Annotated in this window: 20 protein-coding genes; 10 read left to right on the top strand and 10 right to left on the bottom strand. The window is 70.3% G+C overall.

Going from position 1 to position 24,633, the window contains the following annotated elements; translation table 11 throughout:
• On the top strand, nt 1-280 hold a 280-nt coding region (locus ABB34_RS10540), incomplete at its 5' end, for a transposase (protein ID WP_152979583.1).
• Between the two features lie 72 nt (nt 281-352).
• Here the strand turns inward: ABB34_RS10540 and ABB34_RS10535 are convergent.
• Nucleotides 353-1,234 carry an OmpA family protein gene (locus ABB34_RS10535; protein WP_057641282.1) on the bottom strand — a complete coding sequence of 294 codons (882 nt, stop codon included), beginning with the start codon at nt 1,232-1,234 and terminating at the stop codon, nt 353-355.
• Entirely contained in the window at nt 1,231-1,620 is a 390-nt protein-coding gene (locus ABB34_RS10530; RefSeq protein ID WP_057641281.1) for a DUF4398 domain-containing protein, read from the bottom strand. The genes ABB34_RS10535 and ABB34_RS10530 overlap by 4 nt, the downstream gene beginning before the upstream one ends.
• A gap of 95 nt (nt 1,621-1,715) precedes the next feature.
• Between ABB34_RS10530 and ABB34_RS10525 the strand changes: the two genes are divergently transcribed.
• Nucleotides 1,716-2,849, top strand: a complete 1,134-nt coding sequence (locus ABB34_RS10525) for a PilT/PilU family type 4a pilus ATPase (protein WP_057641280.1) — start codon at nt 1,716-1,718, stop codon at nt 2,847-2,849.
• A 163-nt stretch (nt 2,850-3,012) separates the two neighbouring features.
• Here the strand turns inward: ABB34_RS10525 and maiA are convergent, their stop codons facing one another.
• Together maiA and ABB34_RS10515 are read right to left on the bottom strand one after the other, a co-directional pair.
• Nucleotides 3,013-3,669, bottom strand: coding sequence for a maleylacetoacetate isomerase (gene maiA / locus ABB34_RS10520; protein ID WP_057641279.1), 657 nt, complete (start codon nt 3,667-3,669; stop codon nt 3,013-3,015).
• Between the two features lie 242 nt (nt 3,670-3,911).
• Nucleotides 3,912-4,901, bottom strand: a complete 990-nt coding sequence (locus ABB34_RS10515; RefSeq protein ID WP_057641278.1) for a fumarylacetoacetate hydrolase family protein — start codon at nt 4,899-4,901, stop codon at nt 3,912-3,914.
• Nucleotides 4,902-5,313: 412 nt separating this feature from the next.
• Here ABB34_RS10515 and ABB34_RS10510 point away from each other — a divergent pair, with 412 nt between their 5' ends.
• From ABB34_RS10510 to ABB34_RS10495, 4 genes are all read left to right on the top strand, one after another.
• Nucleotides 5,314-6,714 carry a DEAD/DEAH box helicase gene (locus tag ABB34_RS10510; protein ID WP_057641277.1) on the top strand — a complete coding sequence of 467 codons (1,401 nt, stop codon included), beginning with the start codon at nt 5,314-5,316 and terminating at the stop codon, nt 6,712-6,714.
• Nucleotides 6,715-6,844: 130 nt separating this feature from the next.
• The gene (queD, locus tag ABB34_RS10505; protein WP_057641276.1) at nt 6,845-7,201 is read left to right on the top strand and encodes a 6-carboxytetrahydropterin synthase QueD; all 357 of its coding nucleotides are present in this window, start codon (nt 6,845-6,847) and stop codon (nt 7,199-7,201) included.
• A 68-nt stretch (nt 7,202-7,269) separates the two neighbouring features.
• Nucleotides 7,270-7,626, top strand: coding sequence for a phasin family protein (locus tag ABB34_RS10500; RefSeq protein WP_057641275.1), 357 nt, complete (start codon nt 7,270-7,272; stop codon nt 7,624-7,626).
• A 342-nt stretch (nt 7,627-7,968) separates the two neighbouring features.
• A complete protein-coding gene (locus ABB34_RS10495; RefSeq protein ID WP_057641274.1) occupies nt 7,969-9,471 on the top strand; it encodes a GGDEF domain-containing protein in 1,503 nt (500 codons plus the stop codon).
• 63 nt (nt 9,472-9,534) lie between these two features.
• Here ABB34_RS10495 and ABB34_RS10490 read toward each other — a convergent pair whose 3' ends face one another.
• Nucleotides 9,535-10,431, bottom strand: a complete 897-nt coding sequence (locus tag ABB34_RS10490; protein WP_057641273.1) for a DUF808 domain-containing protein — start codon at nt 10,429-10,431, stop codon at nt 9,535-9,537.
• A 180-nt stretch (nt 10,432-10,611) separates the two neighbouring features.
• Between ABB34_RS10490 and ABB34_RS10485 the strand changes: the two genes are divergently transcribed.
• Together ABB34_RS10485 and ABB34_RS10480 are read left to right on the top strand one after the other, a co-directional pair.
• On the top strand, nt 10,612-12,264 hold the full coding sequence (locus tag ABB34_RS10485) for an ABC1 kinase family protein (protein WP_245625437.1): 1,653 nt from the start codon (nt 10,612-10,614) through the stop codon (nt 12,262-12,264).
• Nucleotides 12,265-12,400: 136 nt separating this feature from the next.
• The gene (locus tag ABB34_RS10480; protein ID WP_057641271.1) at nt 12,401-14,503 is read left to right on the top strand and encodes a phosphoglycerol transferase I; all 2,103 of its coding nucleotides are present in this window, start codon (nt 12,401-12,403) and stop codon (nt 14,501-14,503) included.
• 99 nt (nt 14,504-14,602) lie between these two features.
• Here the strand turns inward: ABB34_RS10480 and ABB34_RS10475 are convergent, their stop codons facing one another.
• Both ABB34_RS10475 and ABB34_RS10470 read right to left on the bottom strand, forming a co-directional pair.
• Nucleotides 14,603-17,005: a DUF3772 domain-containing protein gene (locus ABB34_RS10475; protein ID WP_057641288.1), complete on the bottom strand. Its 2,403-nt coding sequence runs from the start codon at nt 17,003-17,005 to the stop codon at nt 14,603-14,605.
• Nucleotides 17,006-17,126: 121 nt separating this feature from the next.
• Nucleotides 17,127-17,375 (bottom strand): hypothetical protein, encoded by a 249-nt coding sequence (locus tag ABB34_RS10470; protein WP_057641287.1) that lies wholly within the window; start codon nt 17,373-17,375, stop codon nt 17,127-17,129.
• A gap of 158 nt (nt 17,376-17,533) precedes the next feature.
• On the opposite strand from ABB34_RS10470, the gene ABB34_RS10465 reads away from it, so the two are divergent.
• Both ABB34_RS10465 and ABB34_RS10460 read left to right on the top strand, forming a co-directional pair.
• The gene (locus ABB34_RS10465) at nt 17,534-17,962 is read left to right on the top strand and encodes a hypothetical protein (protein WP_057641270.1); all 429 of its coding nucleotides are present in this window, start codon (nt 17,534-17,536) and stop codon (nt 17,960-17,962) included.
• 75 nt (nt 17,963-18,037) lie between these two features.
• Nucleotides 18,038-18,511: a YehS family protein gene (locus ABB34_RS10460; RefSeq protein WP_057641286.1), complete on the top strand. Its 474-nt coding sequence runs from the start codon at nt 18,038-18,040 to the stop codon at nt 18,509-18,511.
• Between the two features lie 190 nt (nt 18,512-18,701).
• Here the strand turns inward: ABB34_RS10460 and cueR are convergent, their stop codons facing one another.
• The 3 genes from cueR to ABB34_RS10445 form a co-directional block, all read right to left on the bottom strand.
• Complete coding sequence (gene cueR, locus ABB34_RS10455) at nt 18,702-19,100, bottom strand: Cu(I)-responsive transcriptional regulator (RefSeq protein ID WP_057641285.1); 399 nt, start codon at nt 19,098-19,100, stop codon at nt 18,702-18,704.
• A 149-nt stretch (nt 19,101-19,249) separates the two neighbouring features.
• Nucleotides 19,250-21,724 (bottom strand): heavy metal translocating P-type ATPase, encoded by a 2,475-nt coding sequence (locus ABB34_RS10450; protein WP_057641269.1) that lies wholly within the window; start codon nt 21,722-21,724, stop codon nt 19,250-19,252.
• A gap of 82 nt (nt 21,725-21,806) precedes the next feature.
• Nucleotides 21,807-24,479 carry a bifunctional diguanylate cyclase/phosphodiesterase gene (locus ABB34_RS10445; RefSeq protein WP_057641268.1) on the bottom strand — a complete coding sequence of 891 codons (2,673 nt, stop codon included), beginning with the start codon at nt 24,477-24,479 and terminating at the stop codon, nt 21,807-21,809.
• Nucleotides 24,480-24,633 lie beyond the last annotated feature (154 nt).

Genomic DNA, 24,633 nt, shown 5'->3' with positions numbered 1-24,633 from the left:
CGGGCTGAATCCAGCCCGCCGGCAGTCCGGCACGCACGAAGGCAAGGTCCGCATCTCGCGTGTCGGCAATGCCACACTGCGCGCCAAGCTCTACATGCCGGCCCTGGTGGGCAAGCGCCACAACCCCGTGCTGGCCGCCTTTGCCCAGCGACTGGCCGAACGGGGCAAGCCACCCAAGCTCATCCTCTGCGCCTTGATGCGAAAGCTCCTGCACATCGTCTGGGGGGTGCTCAAGTCCGCTACCCCCTTCGATCCCCGAAAGGCCATTGCACGCGCCTGAGCAAGACGGTATCTACGGATACGGGGCCTGCCGCCATGTACGGTAGGCCCCGCGATCACACGCGCCACCGGGTCATGGGGCGATGATGACCTCGGCCGAACGGGCGCGGGTGGCGGCGGCCTTCTTGCCGCTCACCTGCAACCGGCTGGCGGCCACGCCGGCGGCCACCAGCGCATCCTTCAGCGCCTGCGCACGGCGCTGGCCAACGCCGTTGGCGCTGTCGTAGCCCTCGATGGTCACCCGCCCCTTCTTGCCGATGTTCAGGTATTCGGCCAGTGCCTTGACCTGATCCTGCGCGCCGGCGGACAGGCTGGCCTGCCCCGCGGCGAAGGCGTCGCCGGGCAGGGTGAACACCTCGCCACGGCGGCCGAAGGTGGAGTTCGGCAACTTCTGCCCGGACACCAGTTCGGCTTCCTCGCGCGCCAGCTTGGCCGCGTTCTGCTGGGCCGCGCTGACCCGTGCTGCCTGCTTGCCGGCAACGCTGCTCAACGCGATTTCCGCATCTTGCCGGGCCAGGATCTCGGCCTCGGCGGCTTGGCGCAGGCGCTCGCTTTCCTCGGCCTGGATCTGCGCCTGCACGCGCAGCTTCTCGGCCTCGCGGCGGGCGCGGTCGGCGTCGCGGCGGCTGGCCTCGATCAGCAGTTCGCTGCGGGTTCGCTCCAGTCGTTCGACCTCACGCTGGGCGACCTCGGTACGGGCGCTGGTTTCGGCGATCTCCACCCGGCGTTCGGCCAGGTAGCGCGCCTGTTCCAGGTTCTTGCGCCTGGCCTTGGCCAGCTCCGCCACCGCCTGCCGTGCCTGCAGGCGCTCGTAGGCGGCGACGTCGGCGGTGTCCAGATTCGCCTGCAGGGCGATCAGGCGCTGATTCAGCACGGCCACCGCCGGGTCTTCGGCGGCAGTGGCCAGCAGCGGCAGGGCCAGCAGGCCGGCGGCGAGCAGGTTCCTGATGTTCATCGGCGCGCCTCCCCGGTTGCCAATTGCCTTTGCAGGCGTTCCACCTCGGCCTTGCGCTGGGCCAGCGTGGCCTGCGCCACCGCCTCCTCGCTGCGGGCGCGGGCGAGGTCGGCGTCGACCGCGGCACGCTGGGCCAGCAGCGGGGCCTGCTTGCGCTGCCGGCGGTCGCCGGCGGCGCGCTGGGCCTGTTCCAGCTGCTGGCGGGCCAGTGCCATCGTGTCCGGCGCGTACTGGTCGGCATCGGCGCGGTCGGCGCGTTCCACCGCCTGCTGCGCGGCCAGCAGGTCGGCCGCGGCCGGGTCCTGCGCCCACGCGCTGGCACAGAGCGCGGATGCGCAGGCGGTCACATACAGGAGACGTCGTAATTGTGCGAAGCTAGGTTTCATTGGGGAGCCGTCGCGGAATGAATGAGCGCGGCCATTGTCGTCAAGGCCACCACGTGCATCAACGGCACCGGGCCGTCTGCGGGGAAACTTTACCTATGGATATCGGCTATTTCCTGAAGCTGATGACCGAAAAGAACGCTTCGGACATGTTCCTGACCACCGGGGCGCCGGTCTACATCAAGATCGAAGGCAAGCTCTACCCGCTGGGCAACACCGGCCTGCCGCCGGGCATGGTCAAGAAGATCGCCTACTCGCTGATGGACGAGGGCCAGGTACCGCAGTTCGAACGCGACCTGGAGCTGAACATGGCCATCGCGCTGGCCGACGCCGGGCGCTTCCGCGTCAACGTGTTCAAGCAGCGCGGCGAGGTCGGCATGGTGATCCGCGCGATCAAGAGCCGCATCCCCAGCATCGAGGAGCTGAATCTGCCGCAGGTGCTCAAGGACGTGATCATGACCCCGCGCGGGCTGGTACTGGTGGTCGGCTCGACCGGCTCGGGCAAGTCCACCTCGCTGGCGTCGATGATCGACCACCGCAACAGCACCTCCACCGGCCACATCCTCACCATCGAGGACCCGATCGAGTTCCTGCACAAGCACAAACAGTCGATCGTCAACCAGCGCGAGGTCGGCCTGGACACCCACGCCTTCCACAACGCGCTGAAGAACGCGATGCGCGAGGCGCCGGACGTGATCCTGATCGGCGAGATCCTCGACGCGGAGACGATGGAAGCGGCGATCGCCTTCGCCGAAACCGGCCACCTGTGCCTGGCGACGCTGCACTCCAACAACGCCGACCAGACCATCGAGCGCATCCTCAACTTCTTCCCCGAGAGCGCACACAAGAACGTGCTGATGAACCTGTCGCTGAACCTGCGCGCGGTGATTTCGCAGCGCCTGGTCAAGGGCAAGGATGGCCGCCGCCGCCCGGCCACCGAGGTGCTGATCAACACGCCGATGATCCGCGACCTGCTGCGCCGCGGCGAGGTGCATGCGATCAAGCAGGCGATGGAGGAGTCGCTGGAAGAGGGCATGCAGAGCTTCGACCAGTGCCTGTTCCGGATGGCGAAGGACGGCATCATCGAGCAGGAAGAAGCCCTGCGCGCGGCCGATTCGCGCGATGGGCTGGCACTGAAGTTCCGCCTGTCCGAGGGCGGCAGCGGCGAGCACGACCCCTACGCGGACTTCTCCGCCCCGGCAGCGGCGCCGTCGATCACGCACGGGTTTTGAAGCCGGGAACGAGGAACGGGGCATGACGGCTTGCCGGCACGGGGGCTTCCCCCGACCCGTTGAGTCGCCGAAGGCGTAGGTCGGGGCTACGTCCCCGACGTTCCGTGCACCCGAACATGCCGCCGGGGGCGTAGCCCCGACCTACGAGTGCCGGCGGTGTGCTTCAAGCCGCATCCGGCTGGTTTTCCGGGCGCGCGGCATCGAAGGCCGACAGTTGCAGGCAGGCGGCTTCGATCCGGCGCAGGGTCGGGAAGGCGTCGAGGTCGAGCTTGAAGCGCCGCGCGTTGTACAGCTGCGGCAGCAGGCAGCAATCGGCCAGCCCCGGCGCGTCGCCGTGGCAGTAGCGGCCGGTGTCCGCCGAGGCGGCGAGCATGGCCTCCATCGCGGCGAAGCCCTCGCGCATCCAGTGCAGCACCCAGTCGTCGCGCTCGGCCTGCGGCACGTGCCATTGCCGGTCGAAGAACTGCAATACGCGCAGGTTGTTGAGTGGATGGATGTCGCAGGCAACCAGCTGCGCCAGCGCGCGTACCCGCGCGCGGCCGGCGGCGTCGGCCGGCAGCAATGGTGGCTGCGGACGGGTTTCTTCGAGATATTCGAGGATGGCCAGCGACTGGGTCAGCACGCGCTCGCCGTCGCGCAGCACCGGCACCAGCTGCTGCGGATTCAGCGCCACGTAGTCGGGGGCGTGCTGTTGGCCGCCGTCGCGCACCAGGTGCACCGGCACCAGCGCGTAGTCCAGTCCTTTCAGGTTCAGGCCGATGCGCACGCGGTAGGCTGCGCTGGAGCGCCAGTAGCTGTAGAGCGTCAATGCTGCATCCATGTCGGTTGTCCTTGCTTGCATCGGGTCACGATACAGGCCGGCAGTGGGGATGCCGTTGCCGCCGGTCGGTTGTTTGCGCCGCTTGGCGATATGGGAACAATCGCCACCTTCTCCCTTCGGGAGAAGGTGCCCGAAGGGCGGATGAGGGGCGAACGCAGTCCATGATGGTTGAACCATCGTGACTCCGTTGCCCCTCACCCCAACCCCTCTCCCGAAGGGAGAGGGGCTTAAAAAAGCGGCAATCAGGGGCGCTGCGCCTGCTCGATGCGCTGCTCGATCGCGCCGAAGATGCTGTTGTCGTCGCGGTCGAACATCTCGATGCGCACCACGTCGCCGAAGCTCATGAACGGGGTGGACGGCTTGCCGTCGCGCAGCGCCTCGACGGTGCGGCGTTCGGCGAAGCAGGAGGCACCCAGCGCGGTGTCCTCGTTGGCGATGGTGCCGGAGCCGACGATGGTGCCGGCCGACAGCGGCCGGGTCCTGGCCACGTGCGCCACCAGCTGCGCGAAGTCGAACTGCATGTCCACGCCGGCCTCCGGCGCGCCGAACCACTCGCCGTTGATGTGCGTCACCAGCGGCAGGTGCACCTTGTTGCCCTGCCACGCATTGCCCAGTTCGTCGGGGGTGACGAACACCGGGCTCAGCGCCGAGCGCGGCTTGGACTGCAGGAAGCCGAAGCCCTTGGCCAGCTCCGGCGGGATCAGGTTGCGCAGGCTGACGTCGTTGACCAGCCCGACCAGTTGGATGTGGCCGGCGGCCTGCTCCGGCGTCACCGCCATCGGCACGTCGTCGGTGACGACCACGATCTCGGCCTCCAGGTCGATGCCGTAGTCCTCGCTGACCACCTTCACCGCGTCGCGCGGGCCGTGGAAACCGGCGCTGGTGGCCTGGTACATCAGCGGATCGGTGTAGAAGCTTTCCGGCACCTCGGCGCCGCGCGCCTTGCGCACGCGGGCCACGTGCGGCAGGTAGGCACTGCCGTCGACGAACTCGTAGGCGCGCGGCAGCGGCGCGGCCAGCGCCTGCATGTCCAGGTCGAACACGCCGTCGGCGTCGCCGCCGTTGAGCGAGTCGGACAGCGCGTTCAGCCGCGGCGCGAGGTTGGACCAGTCTTCCAGCGCCTGCTGCAGGGTGGCGGCGATGCCGGTGGCGCGCACAGCGCGGGTCAGGTCACGCGAGACCACGATCAGGGTGCCGTCGCGGCCACCTTCCTTCAGGGAACCAAGCTTCATCGGAGCGTCCAGTTCTGGAGAGCACAAGTTTCGATTGTAACGAATAGGTAGGTGCGGGGCTTGCCCCGCATGGCACCTCGCCGGGGAAGCCTGCCGGGTCAAGACCCGGCGCTACGGCGGCATCCGGCGGGGCAAGCTGAACGGGCGGTTTTGGTGCCCGTCTCAAACTTCCCCTAGACTATCGCGGTCTGCCAGCGGCCGTCCGTTTCCCTCCGGGAAGGCCGGCGGTGCCGTTCCACCGGCCCCGCCCCTCCCACCCGACGCCATTCGCCATGCATTCCGGCCCGCGCACCGCGCAGGTCGCACCCAGATCCTCGCAGCGCGGTTCACGGGAACGCTCCGAGCCAGCCGGTCGCCTCGACCGGCACCGCCAGCCGCTTCCGGCCGGCGCCTCTATCCTTTTGGAGCATCCATGTCGTTCGAAGACCTGGGCCTTGCGCCCTTCCTGCTGCGCGCGCTCGCCGAGCAGGGCTATGAAACCCCCACCCCGGTCCAGCAGCAGGCGATCCCGCTGGTGCTGGAAGGCCACGACCTGCTGGCCGGCGCGCAGACCGGCACCGGCAAGACCGCCGCGTTCGGCCTGCCGCTGCTGCAGCACCTGGCGACCAACCCGCAGGAAGTGCGCAACGGCCCGCGCCGGCCGCGCGCGCTGATCCTCACCCCCACCCGCGAACTGGCCACGCAGGTGCATGACAGCCTGCGCGACTACGGCAAGTACCTGCGCATCCCCAGCACCTGCATCTACGGCGGCGTCGGCATGGGCAACCAGCTGAACGTGCTGCGCCGGGGCGTGGACCTGCTGGTGGCCTGCCCCGGCCGCCTGATCGACCACCTGGAGCGGCGCAGCATCGACCTGTCCGGCATCGAGGTGCTGGTGCTGGACGAGGCCGACCGCATGCTCGACATGGGCTTCTTGCCGTCGATCAAGCGCATCCTCGCCAAGCTGCCCAAGCAGAACCGGCAGACCCTGCTGTTCTCGGCCACCTTCGCCGACCCGATCAAGCAGCTGGCGCTGGAATTCATGCGCAACCCGCGCGAGGTGATGGTCACCCCGCGCAACACCGTGGCTGAGACCATCACCCACCGTGTGCACCCGGTCGACGCCGGGCGCAAGCGCGAACTGCTGCTGCACCTGCTGAGCGCCGATTCGCGCGAGCAGACCCTGGTGTTCGCCAAGACCAAGCACGGCAGCGACAAGCTGGCCACGTTCCTGGACAAGTCCGGCATCAAGACCGCGGCGATCCACGGCAACAAGAGCCAGAACCAGCGCATGCGCGCGCTGGGCGACTTCAAGGCCGGCCGCGTCACCGTGCTGGTGGCCACCGACATCGCCGCGCGCGGCATCGACATCAACGAGCTGCCCAAGGTCATCAACTACGACCTGCCGATGGTGGCCGAGGACTACGTGCACCGCATCGGCCGCACCGGCCGCAACGGCGCCAACGGCCAGGCGGTTTCGCTGGTGGCGCAGGAAGACGCCAAGTACCTGCGCCAGATCGTGCGCCTGCTGGACCGCGACATGGACATCCGCGACGTCGCCGGCTTCGAGCCGCAGACGCCGATCCGCTGGGGCAACAGCGCCCCGGGCAAGGCCGAGCAGCCCGGCGGCGAGCGCCCGCCGCGGCGCGGCAACGGCGCCGGGCGCCCCAATGGCAACCCGCAGGGCCAGCGCCGCGGCGCCCATGCCGGCCAGCCCGGCAAGTCGCGCAGCGAGAACGGCGGCCAGCACCGCGAGCAGCCGGCCGGCGCGCCGCGCCGCCGCCGCGGTGGCCGCCGCTCCGGCAGCGCGCCGCGGCCGACCAGCGCGGTCTGAATACCGCGGGGGCCCGGCCCCCCGCAGCGCCGCAGGCAGGAAAGGCGGGGGCCGTGCGCTCCCGCCTTTTTGCATGCGCCACCCGTCACTTCCCGACAGGGCCGGCCACCCCGGCCGCTACAATCGACGCATGGACATCTTCAAAGACTTCACCCTGGAAGCGGCGCACCGGCTGCCCAACGTGCCGCCCGGCCACAAGTGCGCGCGCCTGCACGGCCACTCGTTCCGCGTGCGCCTGGAAGTGAGCGGCGAACCGGGCGCCGAAACCGGCTGGGTGATGGACTTCGGCGACATCAAGGCCGCCTTCCTGCCGCTGTACGAGCAGCTCGACCACCACTACCTCAACGACATCCCCGGGCTGGAAAACCCCACCAGCGAACGCCTGTCGATGTGGATCTGGGAACGGCTCAAGCCGGCGCTGCCACAGCTGAGCGCGGTGACCGTGCACGAGACCTGCACCTCCGGCTGCCGCTACCGCGGCGACTGAGGCCGCCAGGCGCTTGCATTCCCGGCCAGCCGTGTTATGTTGCGACGCAACAAAGCTGGAGTTCCGCCATGTCCGCCCGCTTCGACGCCTCCTTCAACGACTACACCCGGCACCTTGCCGCCGCGGCCAATCGCGCCAACCGGCTGGCGCTGGAGAACGCCGAGAGCGCGTTCGGCGTGCAGTTGCGCGCCTTCGAGCGCAACGCCAATGCCACCGCCGGCTTCATCGGCGAACTGTCGCAGGCTGGCGCAGAACTGCCCACGCTGCTGCCCAAGGGCCTGCAGGTGGCGGGCGACAACCTGCAGCGGCTGGGCAATGCCGGCCAGGAAATGCTGGACCTGGGCCTGAAGACCGGCATCGCCATCGGCGAACTGGCGCGGCAACCATTCACCCCGGCACCGGCGCAGCCACGCAAGGCGCGCTGAGGCAACAGACAAGCGATTTGCGCGGTTTCCCTCCCCCGCGCATCCCGGACCCGGCAACGCCCCCGTTGCCGGGTCTTTTTTTGGTTCATTTCCCAACCCCGGGGAGCCATTCCGAGTACACCGCTTCCTCGTAGAGCGGGGCTTGCCCCGCTGGGGTCTTCCCGGTAGAGCCTCAGCGGGGCAAGCCCCGCTCTACCAAGCGCCGCCGCCGTGGCACGCGCAGCTTGCCCATCCCCGCAATCGGAGGCCTGGACAATGGCCGGCGGCGGTTCAAGGCAGTGCCGCGACGGCCGATAATCGGGCATCGTTCACTTTCCTGCCGCCCGTATCCGAACGCCCGTGATGGCCGACAGCCCCGACACTCCGCCGCCCGAACCCGCTGGCCTGGGGCGCATCCTCGCGCGCCGCAAAGCGGCCGCGACGGTACCTGCCAATACCAGCGACCCGCAGTCCGCGGCCCATGCGCCGGAAGCATTGCTGCTGGTCTTCGCCGAAGGCATGGCCGCGCTGCCCGGCGAACTCGGCCAACTGGGGGAACTGCTGCACGGCGCCCATGCCAACCGGGACTGGAAGCGCTACGGCCGGCTGCTGCGGCAGTTGATCGACAAGTACCTGCGCCACCTCGACCTGGAGCATGCGCACGCCGGCAACGGCGAAGCCGCGCGCCTGCGCGACATGCTCCGCAACACCCTCGACGCCGTGCTCAGCAGCCTGCTGCTGCAGGCGCCGGAGCTGGAAACGCAGGCGCGGCGCATGGGCGAGGAACTACGCGGCTGGCACGGCGGGCAGCCGCTGGAACCGGTGGAGCAGCACCTGCGCGAACTGTGCCACCAGGTCGGCGTGCGCAACAACGTGCTGCACGAACAGCATGACCTGCTGCTGAGCCTGTTCGACCTGCTGCTGCAGAACGTCGCCGAACTGATCGACGGCGGCAGTTGGCTGCAGGAGCAGATCGGCGCCATCCGCCAGCTGCTGTCCGGCTCTCTCGACCGTGCCTCGCTGGAACGCACCCGCAACGACCTGCGCGAGGTGATCTACCGGCAAAGCCTGCTCAAGCAGGGCATCGACGAATCCAAGGCGGCGATGCAGGAGCTGATGGTCGACTTCGTCGAGCAGGTCGAGGGCATGGCCGCGCAGACCGGCGAGTACCACGACCGCATCGCCGGCTACGCCGTCGCCGTGCGCCAGACGCGCAACCTCGCCGACCTCGGCCAGCTGCTGCAGGACGTGCTGCAGGACACCGCGCGCCTGCAGGCGCAGGCGCTGCGCGCGCGCGACCACCTGTCCCGCGCCCGTGCCGAAGCCAAGGCCGCCGAGCAGCGCGTGCTGCAGCTGGAACAACAGCTGGAGCAGGCCGACAGCCAACTGCGCACCGACCCGCTGACCGGCGCGCTGAACCGCCGCGGGCTGGAAGAGCAGCTCGCGCTGGCCACCGGCAACGCCGATTCGACGTTCAGCGTGGCGCTGCTGGACCTGGACCACTTCAGCCAGATCAACAACGTCCACGGCCACGCCGGCGGCGACCACGCGCTGCGCCACATGGTCGGCACGATACAGGCGCGGCTGGGCAGCCACGGCCAGATCGCCCGGCTCGGCGGCGACGAATTCGTGCTGATCTTGCCGGGCATGGCGCAGGCACAGGCCGAGTCGCAGCTGCGGCGCCTGCAGGAACTGCTGGCGCAGCGGCCGTTCCTGCATGGCGAACAGCGCGTGCAGGTGCGCTTCAGCGCCGGCGTCGCGCAATGGCAGGCGGGCGAAGCGGCCGACACCCTGCTGCAGCGCGCCGACCATGCGCTGTACGCGGCCAAGCAGGCCGGACGCGACCGGGTGGGTAGCGCGCAATAACGGCGTTCCGCCGCCATCCGCTCTCCACTCCAAGCCCCCTCCGCACTGTCGGGAACCGGTTGCCTACCTGCCGCGCAAACGCTGCACGCCGCCGACCACCGCCAGCACCGCCGCGCCCATCACCATGCCCACCACCACGCTGCCCAGCGCGTTGGCCAGCCATGCCAGGTTCGCCGGCGCCAGCCCGACGATGAAGTGGTGCAACGCCGGCAGCGAGTGCACCAGGATGCCGCCGCCAACCAGGAACATCGCCGCGGTGCCGGCGACGGACAGGCCGCGCATCAGCCACGGCGTCGCCAGCAGGATCGCGCGGCCGGCCGCCATTGCGGCGCGGCCCCGGCGCAACAGCCACAGGCCGAGGTCGTCGAGCTTGACGATGCCGGCCACCAGCCCGTAGACGAACGCCGTCATCGCCAGCGCGATGGCCGCCAGCACCAGCACCTGCTGCATGAACGGCTGCTTCGCCACCACGCCCAGCGACAGCACGATGATCTCGGCCGAGAGGATGAAGTCGGTGCGGATCGCGCCGCGGACCTTGTTGCGCTCCCACGCCGCCATGTCGGCGGTTTCCTTCGCCAGCGCATCCAGGCGCTCGGCCTGGCGCTGCCCGCCGTCCTCGTGCCGGTGCAGGAACTTGTGCGCCAGCTTCTCCACGCCCTCGTAGCAGAGGAAGGCGCCGCCGGCCATCATCAGCGGCGTGATCGCCCACGGCAGCCACGCGCTGATCGCCAACGCCGCCGGTACCAGGATCGCCTTGTTCAGCAGCGAGCCCTTCGCCACCGCCCAGACCACCGGCAACTCGCGCGCGGCGGTGACGCCGCTGACCTGCTGCGCGTTGAGCGCCAGGTCGTCGCCGAGCACGCCGGCGGTCTTCTTGGCCGCGACCTTGGTAAGGATGGAAACATCGTCCAGCAGGCTGGTGATGTCGTCGAGCAGGGCGAGCAGGCTGGCTCCGGCCATTGATGGGGCACCGAGGATGGGAAAATGGAATATTCGCCGATCCGCGGTGGCGGCGGCGTGCTCCGGCGCATTCACCCGCCGCCCACCGCCCCCCGGCGACACTGCCGGCTCCACGCACGACGAGGGCCGGCCTTGACCACCACCGCATGCGATGCCCCCGGCCCCGCGCTGATCGGCGGCATGAACCGGCGCCAGCAGATAGTCCGGTTGCTGCTGCGCTACCGGCACTCGGGCATCTTCTCCGGGCTGCAGCTGGACGGCGAACTGCCGCGCCTGGAAAAGGCCCCGGCCGCCGGCGACCCGGACCAGTTCGTCGCCGACCTCGAAGCGCTGGGCACCACCTTCGTCAAGCTCGGCCAGGTGCTGTCCACCCGCCCGGACATGATCCCGCCCGACTACGTGGCGGTGCTGGCACGCATGCAGGAACAGGTTGCACCGATCCCGGTGGAGCAGGTGCGCGCGGTGATCGAGGAGGAACTGGGTGCGCCGGTCGGCAAGCTGTTCGCGGCGTTCGACCCCGAGCCGCTGGGCTGCGCCTCCATCGCCCAGGTGCACCGCGCGGTGCTGCACGACGGCCGCGAGGTGGCGATCAAGGTACAGAAGCCCGAGGTCGCCGCGCAGTTGCGCTCGGACCTGGCGGTGCTGCGCAGCTTCGCCAGCGCCGCCGACCACCTGACCCGCGTCGGCCGCCGCGTGCGCTTTTCCGACTGGCTGGACGAGTTCGCCAAGACCCTGCACATGGAGCTGGATTACGAGGCCGAGGCGGTCAACCTCGCGCGCTTCGGCCGGCACCTGGCGCCGTACCCGGAGCTGTGGGTGCCGCAGCCGCTGTGGGACCTGTGCGGCCGCCGCGTGCTGACCATGCAGCTGGCGCACGGGGTGCGCGTGGATGCCATCCCGCCGGTGCGGCGCACCGAGCAGTCGATGCTGCCGCTGGCCGCGGCGCTGGTGCGCGGCTACCTCGACCAGATCTTCGTGCACGGCGAGATCCACGCCGACCCGCACCCCGGCAACCTGCGCGTCACCCCCGACGGGCGCCTGGCGATCTTCGACCTGGGCATGGTCGCGCACGTGCCGCCGCGCCTGCGCGAGCGCCTGCTGAAGGTGCTGTTCGCCGCGGTCGATGGCCGCGGCGAGGAGGTGGCCGACGAGATCATCGGCATCAGTACGCGGCTGGAGGACTACGACGAGGAACGCTACCTGCGCGAAACCGGGCAGATGATCGCGCGCTACGCCGCCAACGGCACCCTGTCCGAGGGCCACGTGGTGCTGGAGATCGTGCGCATCGCCACCGCCAGCGACCTGCGCACGCCGCCGGAGCTGAGCCTGCTGGGCAAGGCGCTGCTCAACCTGGAGGGCGTCTGCCAGCAGCTGGCGCCGGAGCTGGACACCCGCAGCGTGGTCGAGAGCCAGCTGCAGCACGTGATGCGCGCGCGCCTGCGCAAGTCGCTGTCGGCGGCCAACCTGGCCAGCGAGGCGATGGAACTGCAGCAGTTGCTGCGCACCGGGCCGCGGCGCATGTCCGACATCCTCGGGCTGATGGCCGAGAACCGCCTGCAGGTGAAGGTCACCGGGCTGGAGGAATCGCGGCTGATGGAGAACATCCAGAAGGTCGCCAACCGCATCGCCGCCGGGCTGATCACCGCCGCGCTGCTGCTGTCCTCGGTGCTGCTGATGCGGGTGCCGGCGCGGTTCACGCTGCTGGGCTACCCGGCGCTGGCGATGCTGCTGTTCCTGCTCGGGGTCGGGATCGGGCTGGGGCTGATCCTCAGCGCGCTGCTGTTCGACCACCACACCCGGGCCCGGGCGCGCGAGGAACGGGGCCACCGCTAGGGAGCCCCCAGCCAACATTTCAGTCAGGTTCGCATCGGCATGATCCTGTCATCCACGTTTCATGCGCCTGACACGGGCACGTGGGCCAGGCCTTCCGGGGGAAGGCTTTCTCTCCCTTCCACTACCAAGTGACCGCATGCATTGGATCATCTGGCTGTACCTGCCCGCGTTGTTCCTGCTGTTGCTGCTCTCGCCCAGGCTGGCGCGGCTCAAGGCCGGCCTGCTGTCGCTGTTGCTGCTGCTGTTGAGCACGTGGTGGCTGATCGACCGGCTCAGCGGCGACGGCATCAACTCGGCCACGCTCTACCACCTGCGCAGCGACATGGAAGGCGCCGGCGTGGGCGACTTCAGCGGCTACATCGTCGCGTACATCGCCCTGGCGCTGCTGTCGCTGACCCCGCTGCTGCTGGTGCGCGTGCGCCGCTTCCGCCTGCCTCGGCATGGCTGGGCGCTGTCGGCCGCGTTCGCCGCGCTGCTGGTCGGCGCCACCCTGCACAGCCCGCTCTACGGCGACGCGCAGCGCCTCTACCGGCAGATGCAGCCGGTGGACTACAGCGCGGTGGCGCCGGAGTACGTTATCCCCGCACAGCCGCTGGCGCGGCCGAAGAACATCGTGTGGATCTACGGCGAGAGCCTGGAGCGCACCTACCTGGACGAAGCCGCCTTCCCCGGGCTGATGCCCAACCTCAAGCGACTGGCTGGCGAAGCGCTGGACTTCCGAGACATCGCCTCGGCCGACGGCAGCGGCTGGACCATCGCCGGGCTGGTGTCGTCGATGTGCGGCGTGCCGTTGACCACCGCGCAGGGCGACGAGAACAGCATGGGCCGCATGGGCCGCTTCCTGCCCGAGGCGTTCTGCCTGGGCGACTACCTGAAGCAGCAGGGCTACGACAACCACTACATGGGCGGCGCCAACGGCCAGTTCGCGGCCAAGGCCGACTTCCTCGCCACCCACGGCTTCGACGAGGTGCGCGACCTGGCGTGGTTCAAGCAGCAGCGCATCGCCGACAAGCACTTCTCCAACTGGGGCATCCACGACGACGTGCTGCTGGACCGCGCCTTCGACCGCTTCATGGAGCTCTCCCGTGCTGGCCAGCCGTTCATGCTGACCACGCTGACGATGGATACCCACCACCCGGCCGGGCACCTGCCGGTGGCCTGCAAGGGCACCCGCTACCGCAGCCAGTACGGCAACATCGGCCTGCTCAACGCGCTCAAGTGCACCGACCGACTGATCTCGAAACTGGTGGACCGCATCCGCGCCAGCGAATACGGGCAGGACACGCTGGTGGTGGTGGCCTCCGACCACCTGGCCATGCCCAACGACCTCAGCGACGTGCTGGCCAACCTGCACCGCGAGAACCTGCTGCTGTTCCTCGGCGCGGACATCGCCCCGCGCCAGGTGGTGGCCAGCGCCGGCACCACGCTCGATTCCGGCGCCACCCTGCTGCAGTTGCTGGACCCGGCCATCGACGCGATCGGCTTCGGCCGCTCGCTGCTGGCCGCGCCGCGCGCGGCCAGCGCCAGCGTCGCCGCGCTCAAGGACGACGCCAGCGACTACGCGCGCTACCGCGCCTTCGCCCGCTCGCTGTGGCTGGGCGAGAAGACCCGCATGCTGCGGCTGGACGACGGCCAGGTGCTGGTCGGCGTGCAGAAGGTGCAGCCGCCGGTACTGCTGGAATACGACGCGCAGTGGGCGCTGCAGTCGGTGTACCTGGAGAACACCTCGCGCAGGTTCGACGAGGCCGACCCCGGCCACCGGCTGGCCTACGTGGACCGCTGCACCGCGTTCGAAGACGGCCTGGCCGATGGCGACTGGTGCGCGCTGCTGGTGGACAGCGACCAGGGCATGCGCCTGTACCGCGACGCCCAGCTGCGCCGCGGCATCGCCGTGGACGCGCCGCTGGAGCCGTTCCATGGCCCGCGCCCGAGCGTGCGCCAGTCGCGCATGATCAGCCGCCAGGCGCAGCACACCGGCCCCGGCCGCTACGTGCTGGAGCTGTACGCCAGCCAGCGCCCGGCGCGCGCGTTCTGGGTCGAGGCGGTGTCCTCGCAGCGCAAGGTGGTCGTGGCCCAGCAATGGGTGCAGGCCGACAGCGACGGCCGCATCATCCTGCCGTTGGGGCTGGACGAGGAAATCGACGACCTGGAGATCCGCGCCTGGCTGAGTCATGCCGAGAAGCTGGCGGTGGACAGCTACGCGCTGCTGCCGGCGATCCGCAGCCGGCCGCGTTCCTGAACCCATGAATCCTCCCTTGCAGGAGTGACGTGAGTCGCGACAGGACGCACGGGAGAGCCCCGTCGCGACTCACGTCACTCCTGCAAGGGATTCAAGGATTCACTGGTCGTCACGCACGAGGTGGATGTCGGTCGGCGTGACCAGCGCGATGCCCTGCTCGGCGGTGCGCCGCAGCAGCTCGAACAGCAACTCGCTGCGGGTGCCGTACACGTTGCGCGGGCTGGAGACGTAGGCGAAGCAGTTCAGCGCCACCAGCCCGCCGGCGATCGAGTCGATGAACACCGAGGGCGCCGGATCGTCCAGCACGCCTTCGTGGCCTGCAAACATGTCCAGCAGCAGTTGCCGCACCTGCGCCACGTCGGTGTTCAACGGCACCGAGAACTGGAGCTGCACGCGGCCCAGCGCACCGGCCATCGTCATGTTGCGGATGGTCTTGGTGATCAGTTCCGAATTGGGCACGATCAGCGTGGAGCGGTCGCCGACCTGGATTTCGGTCGAGCGCACCGAGATGCGGCGGATGTCGCCCTCCTGGTCGCCGATCTTGATCCAGTCGCCGATCTTCACCGGCCGCTCGGCCAGCAGGATCAGGCCGGAGACGAAGTTCTGGGTGATCGCCTGCAGGCCAAAACCAATACCCACCGACAGCGCGCTGGCCAGCAGCGCCAGTTTCTCGAAGCCGATGCCCAGCGTCGCCAGCGCCCACAGCACCGCCAGCACGATGCCGAGGTAGCGGGCCACGGTGCTGACCGAATTGCGCACGCCGGCATCCAGCCCGGTCTTCGGCAGGTAGGTGCCCACCAGCCACTGCTGCAGTATCCGCGCCAGGCCCAAGCCGAGCACCAGCACCAGCGCCGCCCACAGCAGCGACGACGGTTTCAGCAGCTGGTCGCCGATCTTCAGGCCCGAGCCCAGCGCGGCGGTCCAGTCGTACAGCGCGCTGGCATTGCCGAACAGCGCCACCAGCGCGGCCAGGCCCAGCAACACCAGCACCACCCGCAGCAGGGCCGACAGCAGCACGCCGGCCTGTTCCAGCTGCGCCGGCTGCAGGCCGGTGGACAGGCGCAGCACGCGGCCGAAGCCGCTGTCCGGCGCCAGCAGCCACAGCGACAGGTCGTCGGCGAATTTCAGCAGCAGCGAAACCACCAGCACCAGCACGGTCACCCCGACCATCTGCTGGGTGGCGAACAGCGCGAAGTTCAGGTAGCCCAACAGGGTGGCCAGCAGCGCCGCCAGCACGGTCAGGTGGCCACCCAGCCGCGCCAGCACCAGCCAGCCGCTGCGCAGCCGCAGCGGCTTCGCCGCGCCCGCATCGGCGCGCTGCTCGGCCCGCATCGCATCGGCGGCGCGGCGCCGGTGCAGCCGCGTCAGCGTCACCAGCATCGCCATGATCAGGGCGACGTAGCCTAGCGCGACCAGGCCATCGAGTAGCACCGCGCTGACCTGCGAGGTGCGCGCCGCGCGCGCCAGCGCGCGCAGCAGCAGGGTCGCCCAGGTCAGTGCCGCGGCGCCACGGGCCAGCGCCAGCAGGCGCCGGGCACTGGCGTCGTCCACGTTCGCCAGCCGCCACGACGGCCGCCGCGGTACCAGCAGGCAGGCGGCGACGGCGGCGATGAAGGCGGACACGAAGGTCGCCGTGACCAGTACGTCGGCCACCGACTCCAGCCTTGGCGGGATCGCCGATACCGCGCGCAGGCCGCCCACCACCGCCAGCGCCGCCAGCCCCGGCAGCAGCGTGCCGACCAGCAGCAGCCACACCGCCAGCCCGGTGCGGCGCAGGCGCCCGGCCGGTGCCTGCGCGGACGCGGCGCGGCGGCGGCCGAACCGGCGCAGCCAGAACTGCAGCGGCAGCACCAGCAGCAACGCCAGCAACACCCCCAGCGACGGGACCTTCGCCCCATGCGCGGCCACCGCGTCGTGCAGGGCGTTGCCGGCCTGCCGGTACAGCGCGCGGATCCGCTGCAGGTCGCCGGGCAGGCTGTCGGCGAACTTGCGCCACAGCACGGGCGACAACGGCGAGCCCACCTTGCGCCCAAGCTGCGCGCCGAACTGCTGGGTGCGCATCTTCTCGATCGAATCACCGAGCTGCCGCGCCTCTTCGGCCAGCAGCCGGCCACGCTTGACGTCGGCGTCGAGCTGGCTGCGCTGCTGCTCCAGCACGCCACGCTGGCGGGCAATGCCACGCTCCTCGGTCGCGCCCTCCTGTAGCGGCCCGAGCTGGGCGATGCGCGCGTCCATCCGCTCCAGCGCCGGCTGCAGCGCCTGCACCCCGGCCTCGGCGTCGCGCCGCGCCTGCTGCGCCCGCTCGGACAGCGTCCGCAGCGTTTCCTGCGCGTCGGCGTCGTCCAGCCCGAGGCGCACCGCCTGCAGCGCATCCCCGGCCTGCTCGATGCGCTGCCGCGCCTGCGGCAGGTCGACCTCGTCGGCCACGTTGCCGGCGGCGAGCGCGGCGCACGGCCACGGCCCGGCGCCGACCAGCAGCAATGCCAGCAACCACGCGCGCAACAACGGGAAACGGGGACGGGAAGACAAGGCGGCGCATCCGCGGCATGCGCGGACCACCGCGCGTGGGCGGACTATAAGTCAGCCGATGTCCACGCCCCGCCAATGGCGGGCCTGCCGGCCCTCAGTATTTCAGCGCCAGCTCGGCGACCTGCGGCCGGTACTGCTGGTACAGGTCCTGGAATTCCTCTTCGGTCAGCATGTCCGGCGCGTATACCGCCACCGGCTCCCACTCCCGGTCGGTCGGCAGCGGCTGCCGCGGGCCGGCGCGCAGCGAATAGCTCTCGCCCTCGTAATCGACCAGCTCGGGCACGTGCTCCCAGTGTTCGCGCGCATAGCCTTGCGCCCCCTTGAGCAGGATCACCGCGTACATCATCGCCTCCTGTGTTGCCGCGAAGAGGCCTTGCAGCCTAGCGCCGTCGGCAGGCCGGTGGAAGGTCGCGGCGCGACAGGCCGGGTTCACCCCGGTGACGCTAGCGTGGCCGCATCGTCCCTGCCACGATGCAGCCACACCTTCCGGAGCGCCCCGCGATGAAACCGCCCGTGATCCTCCTCGCCTGCCTGCTGGCCCCGTTCGCGGCGGCGGCGCAGAGCGCCACGCCGGGTGCGCTGGACCTGAGCGTGCCGCAGGCACCGCTGCGCTACATGAACGACCCGTCCTACCAGTCCGACGCGCCGGGCACCTACTACGGCGACCACAGCGGCCCGCGCCCGAAGCGGGATGCCGTTGCCGCCACCACCCACGACGATGGTTTGCAGGTGCATGGCGCGATCAGCACCGGCATCGGCTACTCCAAGGCGTTCGGCAACAGCCGCTGGAGCTCGGCCGACATCAACCTGGGCAAGGACTACACCACCGACGAAGGCAACAGCCGCCGCGTGGACCTGAACATCCACATCAGCCAGGGCAAGGGCGCCGGTCCGTTCGGCTATGGCCCGGGCCCCTGGCATGGCTGGTGACGCCGGGGCAATGACGCCGCGGCGCTACAATGCGCGCCCGCCGGGCGGTTCCGCCACGGCCGCGACGGAATGGCGATGATCAACAACGACGTACTGCGCAGCATCCGCTACATGCTCGACCTCGGCGACAAGCACGTGGTGGAGCTGATCCAGCTGGCCGACCCCGCCTTCGCGGTGGACCAGGCGCAGGTGCACGACTTCCTGCGCAGGGACGACGAGCCGCTGTTCGAGCCCTGCCCGGACGCGGCGCTGGTGCGCTTCCTCGACGGCCTGATCGTCCACTTCCGCGGCCGCGACGACACCCAGCCGGCGCGCGCGCCGGAAGCGCGCATCAGCAACAACCTGGTGCTGAAGAAGCTGCGCGTGGCGTTCCAGCTCAAGGACGTGGACATGCACGCGATCTTCGACGCGGCCGGCTTCCCGCTGTCCAAGCCGGAGCTGTCGGCGCTGTTCCGCCAGCCCGACCACAAGAACTACCGCGCCTGCGGCGACCAGTTGCTGCGCAACTTTCTCAAGGGCCTGACCGCGCGCCTGCGCGGGAATGGCTGACATTGGTCCAAGCGATAGCCCTCGGCAGGAGCGCACCTCGGTGCGCGATGGGACTTTCGCAGGAGATGCATCCCAGGTGGCGCCCGACCGTTGGTCGCGGCGGCGGCGCAAGGCGCCGAGGGCTGTGCCGACCAACGGTCGGCACCCACCGGGTTGTCGGTAACGCTTCATCGCGCACCAAGGTGCGCTCCTACAGACCACCTCCGCCCTCGATGCCGCGCAAAATCGGGCAATCCGGCCGTTCGTCGCCGGCGCAGCAGTCGGCCAGCGCCTGCACGGTCTGCACCATGTCCTGCAGCTCGGCGATGCGCCGTTGCAGCACCGCCACGTGTTCCAGCGCCATGCGCTTGACGTCGGCGCTGTGCCGCGAGCGGTCGCGCCACAGCGCCAGCAGCTCGCCGATGCGCTCCACGCTGAAACCCATGTCGCGCGAACGCTTGATGAAGCCGAGGGTGTGGATGTCGCGTGGGCCATAGACGCGGTAACCGGCGGCGGTGCGCGCCACCGGGCCGACCAGCCCGGCGTCCTCGTAGTAGCGGATCATCTTGGCCGAGATGCCGGTGGCCGTGGCCGCCTGTCCGATGTTCATGGCGTCTTCCATCGTCGTTTCCTGCCTTGCATGGGTCGGGGCCACGCCCCCGACGTTCATTGCCCCGGGTAAAGCCGCGTCGGGGGTGTAACCCCGACCTACGCTGTTCGCGGTTCCGCGCGAAAGGGCGGGAGAGTTCAGAGCCATCGTTACGGTTTGAACCTGCGCAGCCGCAGCGCGTTGCCGAGCACGAACACCGAGGACAGCGCCATCGCCCCGGCGGCGAACACCGGCGACAGCAGCACGCCCCACGCCGGGTACAGCACGCCGGCCGCGACCGGGATCAGCGCGGCGTTGTAGGCGAACGCCCAGAACAGGTTCTGGCCGATGTTGCGCAGCGTCGCGCGGCTCAACGCGATGGCGTTGGGCACGCCCTGCAGGCTGCCGGACATCAGCACCACGTCGGCCGCTTCGATCGCCACGTCGGTGCCGGTGCCGATGGCCATGCCGACGTCGGCCGCGGCCAGTGCCGGCGCATCGTTGATGCCGTCGCCGACATAGGCCAGCCGGCCGTGCGCAGCCTTCAACCGCCGTACCGCATCGACCTTGCCTTCGGGCAGCACCTCGGCCACCACGTCGTCGATGCCGAGTTGGCGTGCGATGGCCTGCGCGGTGCGCCGGTTGTCGCCGGTGACCATCGCCACCTTCAGGCCCAGCGCGTGCAGCCGGGCGATGGCCGCGGCGGTGTCGGGCTTGATCGGGTCGGACACGGCGATGATCGCCGCCAGCCGGCCGTCGAGCGCGGCGTACAACGGCGTCTTGCCCTGCTCGCCCAATCGTTGCGCAATCTCGGCGAAGGTCGCCACATCCAGCCCGAGCGTGTGCATGAAGCGGTCCGCGCCCACTTCCACGCGCACGCCCGCCACCTGTGCGCGCACGCCGTAGCCGGTGACCGACTCGAACGCCTGCACCGCCGGCAACCCCAGCCCATCCTCCCGCGCGGCATCGACGATCGCGCGCGCGATCGGATGCTCGGAGCGGTCCTCCACCGCCGCCACGCCGGCCAGCACCTGTTCGCGGGTGAAGCCCTCGGCCACGTGCAGGTCGGTCAGCACCGGCCGGCCCTCGGTCAGCGTGCCGGTCTTGTCCACCGCCACCACCGCCGCTTCCTTCAACAGCTGCAACGCCTCGCCCTTGCGGAACAACACGCCCAGCTCGGCGCCACGGCCGGTGCCGACCATGATCGAGGTCGGCGTCGCCAGCCCCATCGCGCACGGGCAGGCGATGATCAGCACCGCCACCGCGTTGACCAGCGCGAAGCTCAGCGCCGGCGACGGGCCGAACAGCCACCACGTGGCGAAGGTCAGCAGCGCCAGCGCCATCACCACCGGCACGAACCACATGGTGATGCGGTCCACCAGGCCCTGGATCGGCAGCTTGGCGCCCTGCGCCTGTTCCACCATGCGGATGATCTGCGCCAGCACGGTGGCGGCGCCCACGGCGGTGGCACGCACGCCCAGCGCACCGGTCTGGTTGACGGTGCCGCCGACCACGCCGGCGCCCACGGCCTTGGCCACCGGCACCGGTTCGCCGCTGACCATCGATTCGTCGACGTAGCTGTCGCCGTCGACCACCTCGCCATCCACCGCGATGCGCTCGCCCGGGCGCACCTCGACCACCTCGCCCACTACCACCTCCGCCAGCGGCACCTCCACGGTGCCGCCCTCGCGGCGCACCCGCGCGGTGCGCGGCTGCAGGCCGAGCAGGCGCTTGATCGCCTCCGAGGTGCGGCCCTTGGCCCGCGCTTCGAGCAGGCGCCCGAACAGGATCAGGGTGACGATGACCGCCGCCGCCTCGTAGTAGACGTTGACCGTGCCGGCCGGCAGCAGCCGCGGCAGGAAGGTGGCCACCAGCGAATAGCCATAAGCCGCCAGCGTGCCGACCGCGACCAGCGAGTTCATGTCCGGCGCGACGCGCAGCAACGCGGGAATGCCGGCGCGATGGAAACGGCGGCCGGGGAACAGCAGCACCAGCGTGGTCAACGCGCATTGCAGCAGCCAGCTGTTGCGCGTGCCCAGCGTGGTGGCGATGACGTGGTGGAAGGCCGGCACCATGTGCGCGCCCATTTCCAGCACGAACACCGGCAGGGTCAGCGCGGCCGCCAGCAGCAGGTCACGCTTGAGGCCGCGCAGTTCATCGGCTTGGCGCTGCACCTGTGCAGCGTCGTCGCCGGCAGCCTGCGGCAGCCGCGCCGCGTAGCCGGCCTTGGCGACGGCGGCGACCAGCGCGGCCGGATCGAGCGTGGCATCGCCCAGCACCCGCGCGCGGCCACTGGCGAGGTTGACGCTGGCCGACTGCACGCCGGGCACCTTCGCCAGCACCCGCTCGACGCGGCCGACGCAGGAGGCGCAGGTCATGCCGTCGATGCCCAGTTCCAGCGGCGCCGGTGCCGCCACTTCGTAGCCGGCCTTCTCCACCGCGCGCACCAGCGCCTGCCGGTCCACGCCCACGCCCTGCACCGTGGCGCGGCCGTTGGCGAGGTTGACGCTGGCCCGCGCCACGCCCGGCACCGCGGCCAGCACGCGCTCCACCCGGCCCACGCACGAGGCGCAGGTCATGCCGAGAATCGCCAGTTCCTGTGTCGGGCCACCGGCGGCGGGTAGCGGGTTGTTCGGGGATGTCATCGGCTCACCAGCAGGCATTCGTGATGGCGGCCACCATAAAGCTTCCCATCATGGGAAGGTCAACAACCCATCGGCAACCCCATTACGGGGTGCGCTGGAACAGCACGCGCTCGGAGCGGTGCAGGGCGAACCCCTGCGCGTAGTCCACGCCCAGCGCGCGCAGCACCTCCAGGTAGCGCTGGTCCTCCACCCATTCGGCCACCACCTTGGCGCCGCGCTGGTGGCCGATGCGGGCCACCGCGTCGATGATGATGCGGTTCATCGGGTCGCTGTCGAGGTTGCGCACGAAGCTGCCGTCGATCTTGATGACGTCCACCGGCAGGTTCTTCAGGTAGCCGAACGAGGCCATGCCGGCGCCGAAGTCGTCCAGCGCGATGCGGCAGCCGGCCGCGCGCAGGCGCTCGATCATCCGCACCACCCGCAGCAGGTCGCGCACGGCCACCGTCTCGGTGATCTCCAGGCAGACCTTGCGCGGCGGCACCGCGTGGCGTTCGAGGGTGTCGAGGATGAAGTCGGCCAGCCCTTCGTCCTCGATGCTGGCGCCGGAAAGATTGATCGCGCAGGTCGCCAGCGTGTCGCCGCACGGGTGCAGGCGGGCGAAGTTGGACAGCGCGGTGCGGATCACCCAGCGGTCCACCGCCGGCATCAGCCCGTAGCGTTCGGCCGCGCCGAGGAACGCGCCCGGCAACACCACGCCGCCGCTTTCGTCGCGCATGCGCAGCAGCAGCTCGACGTGGGTGGCCGGCGCCAGCGTGCCATCCAGTTGCACCACTTCCTGGTAGTCCAGCAGCAACCGGTCCTGCTCCAGCGCCCAGCGCAGGCGGTTGGCCCATTCCATCTCGCCCATGCGCCGGGTGGCGTCATCGTCGTCGCCGTGCACGCGGACGCGGTTGCGGCCGTCGTCCTTGGCCAGGTAGCAGGCACTGTCGGCCCAGGCCAGCAGGTCCTTGAGGGTGCGCCCGTCGCGGTCGACCATGACCACGCCGACGCTGGCGCTGACCGTATAGGTACGGCCCTGCCACATGAAGGTGGAGCGCTCGATGCAGCAGCGCACCTGCTCGGCCAGCGCCAGCGCCTGCACCGCGTCGACGTCGAAGGCCAGCAGGCCGAATTCGTCGCCGCCCAGCCGCGCCAACAGGTCGCCGTGGCGCAGGCCGCCGCGCATCGCCTGCCCCAGCTGCACCAGCAACTGGTCGCCGGCCATGTGCCCGGACAGGTCGTTGATGATCTTGAACTGGTCCAGGTCGATGTACATCAGCGCGAACGGCTCGGACGCCAGGCGCCCGGCACGGTTCATCAGCGCCTGTCGCAGCTGGCGCTCGAACTCGCGGCGGTTGCACAGGCCGGTGAGTTCGTCGTGCGTGGCCTGGTAGCGCAGGCGCTCGGTCATTTCCCGTTGCGCGCTGGTGTCGGTGGCGACCATCAGCAGGTGCGGCGCGGCGTCCACTTCCACCCGTGCCAGCGCGGCATGCACCCACAGGCCGGCGCCGATGCCGTTGAGCACCACCGCCTCGCGGCTGTCCCAGTGGCCGTCGTCGGCGACGGCGGCCAGCGCCTGCGCGCCCAGCGCCGGGTCGGCGAACAGCGCGTCCAGCCGCATCCCGGCCACGCGCCCGAGCTGGGTACGCGCGGCGTGGTTGGCGTGGATGATGCGGCCATCGCCGGCACCGGCCAGCAGCACCAGCGCCGGCAGCAGTTCGTTGAGCACGCGGAAGCGGGCCTCGCTCTCGCCGAAGCGCGCGCTCATCTTCCGCCCCAGGTCCACCGCGCGGCGCTGGGTGGCGCCCTGCGACCACAGGAACAGCGCCAGCAGCACGCTGATCGCGCTGCCGGAGGCGAGGATCAGCCACAGCTGCGTCCAGTTGCCCAGTTCCGCGCGCGGCCACAGCCGCAGCTCCCACGTACGCCCGCCGAACTCGACGCGGCGCACCCGCACGCCGGCGGCGGCATCGTCGGCCGGCAGCGGCGCGGTGGCGAATACCTGCGCGTGCTCCGGCGCCGCGCCCGCGTCGCGGATGTCCACGTGCATGTGGTCGAGGATGCTGCCCTTGAGCGCGTTGCCGACCATCGGCTCCAGCCGCAGGCTGACCGCCAGCGCGCCCAGTTCGCGCGCCTGCCGTTCGGCCAGCGTCGTCGGCGCCGGGCCGCGCGTGTACGCCGGCAGCCGCACGGTGACGCCCAGCGCCGCCTGCCCCTGGCGGTCGCGGAACTGCAGCAGCGGGAACGGCGCCGACAGCGCCGGGGTGTCGGCATCGCGCGCGCGCAGCAGCGCGTCCATGTTCTCCGGCTGGCTGGCGATGTCGAAGCCCAGCAGCGCCTCGCTGCCCTGCAACGGTGCGAGGAACAGGTAGCGGTAGATCCCGCGCCCGTCGTCCGGCGCGGTTTCGCGGCCGGCGAAGCCGGTCAGCACGTAGCCGTGCAGCCAGTCGCCCGAGCGCAGGTTGCGCTGGTAGTCGGTGAAGGCGGCCTGGTCCATCGGCTGGCTGCTGGACAGGAACACGGTCTGCATCGAGCGCAGCACCAGCGCGGTATTTTCCAGCGATTCGCGCAGCCGCTGCGGCGCGGCGTCGGCCAGCGAGCGTTGCAGGGATTCGACCTTCTGGTGCTCGACCTTCCATTCGCGCCGCGCCAGCTCGGCGGTCAGCAGCAGGCCGGCCAGCAGCGCCGCCAGCGCCCACAACGGCGAGGCGAAGCGGTACGACGGCACGCCCGCGGCGATACCGTCATGCCCTCGCACTGTGTCTTCTTCATCCATGCCGGCGGCTCCCCCCTGTCATGTGGTCCTGCCCCACGATGACCCTGCGCCGCGATTGTTAGCACAATCCACTGCAGGCCGCGACTGCGGCGGCGGGACATGGAAGCAGGTGCGCCGCCCTATCCGGCGGGATGGAAGCGGAACGTGCACCGGC

The organism is Stenotrophomonas daejeonensis, assembly GCF_001431505.1.
Lineage (GTDB): Bacteria > Pseudomonadota > Gammaproteobacteria > Xanthomonadales > Xanthomonadaceae > Stenotrophomonas > Stenotrophomonas daejeonensis.
This window is presented reverse-complemented; position numbering and strand designations above follow the sequence as displayed.

Excerpts from the sequence above, each read along its gene's own strand:
- ABB34_RS10490 (WP_057641273.1), bottom strand. The coding sequence starts at position 10,431 with ATGGCCGGAGCCAGCCTGCTCGCCCTGCTCGACGACATCACCAGCCTG.
- ABB34_RS10445 (WP_057641268.1), bottom strand. The coding sequence starts at position 24,479 with ATGGATGAAGAAGACACAGTGCGAGGGCATGACGGTATCGCCGCGGGC.
- ABB34_RS10535 (WP_057641282.1), bottom strand. The coding sequence starts at position 1,234 with ATGAACATCAGGAACCTGCTCGCCGCCGGCCTGCTGGCCCTGCCGCTG.
- ABB34_RS10470 (WP_057641287.1), bottom strand. The coding sequence starts at position 17,375 with ATGTACGCGGTGATCCTGCTCAAGGGGGCGCAAGGCTATGCGCGCGAA.
- ABB34_RS10460 (WP_057641286.1), top strand. The coding sequence starts at position 18,038 with ATGATCAACAACGACGTACTGCGCAGCATCCGCTACATGCTCGACCTC.
- ABB34_RS10510 (WP_057641277.1), top strand. The coding sequence starts at position 5,314 with ATGTCGTTCGAAGACCTGGGCCTTGCGCCCTTCCTGCTGCGCGCGCTC.
- ABB34_RS10525 (WP_057641280.1), top strand. The coding sequence starts at position 1,716 with ATGGATATCGGCTATTTCCTGAAGCTGATGACCGAAAAGAACGCTTCG.
- cueR (WP_057641285.1), bottom strand. The coding sequence starts at position 19,100 with ATGAACATCGGACAGGCGGCCACGGCCACCGGCATCTCGGCCAAGATG.
- ABB34_RS10495 (WP_057641274.1), top strand. The coding sequence starts at position 7,969 with ATGGCCGACAGCCCCGACACTCCGCCGCCCGAACCCGCTGGCCTGGGG.
- ABB34_RS10480 (WP_057641271.1), top strand. The coding sequence starts at position 12,401 with ATGCATTGGATCATCTGGCTGTACCTGCCCGCGTTGTTCCTGCTGTTG.
- ABB34_RS10500 (WP_057641275.1), top strand. The coding sequence starts at position 7,270 with ATGTCCGCCCGCTTCGACGCCTCCTTCAACGACTACACCCGGCACCTT.
- ABB34_RS10450 (WP_057641269.1), bottom strand. The coding sequence starts at position 21,724 with ATGACATCCCCGAACAACCCGCTACCCGCCGCCGGTGGCCCGACACAG.
- queD (WP_057641276.1), top strand. The coding sequence starts at position 6,845 with ATGGACATCTTCAAAGACTTCACCCTGGAAGCGGCGCACCGGCTGCCC.
- maiA (WP_057641279.1), bottom strand. The coding sequence starts at position 3,669 with ATGGATGCAGCATTGACGCTCTACAGCTACTGGCGCTCCAGCGCAGCC.
- ABB34_RS10465 (WP_057641270.1), top strand. The coding sequence starts at position 17,534 with ATGAAACCGCCCGTGATCCTCCTCGCCTGCCTGCTGGCCCCGTTCGCG.
- ABB34_RS10515 (WP_057641278.1), bottom strand. The coding sequence starts at position 4,901 with ATGAAGCTTGGTTCCCTGAAGGAAGGTGGCCGCGACGGCACCCTGATC.
- ABB34_RS10530 (WP_057641281.1), bottom strand. The coding sequence starts at position 1,620 with ATGAAACCTAGCTTCGCACAATTACGACGTCTCCTGTATGTGACCGCC.
- ABB34_RS10485 (WP_245625437.1), top strand. The coding sequence starts at position 10,612 with ATGAACCGGCGCCAGCAGATAGTCCGGTTGCTGCTGCGCTACCGGCAC.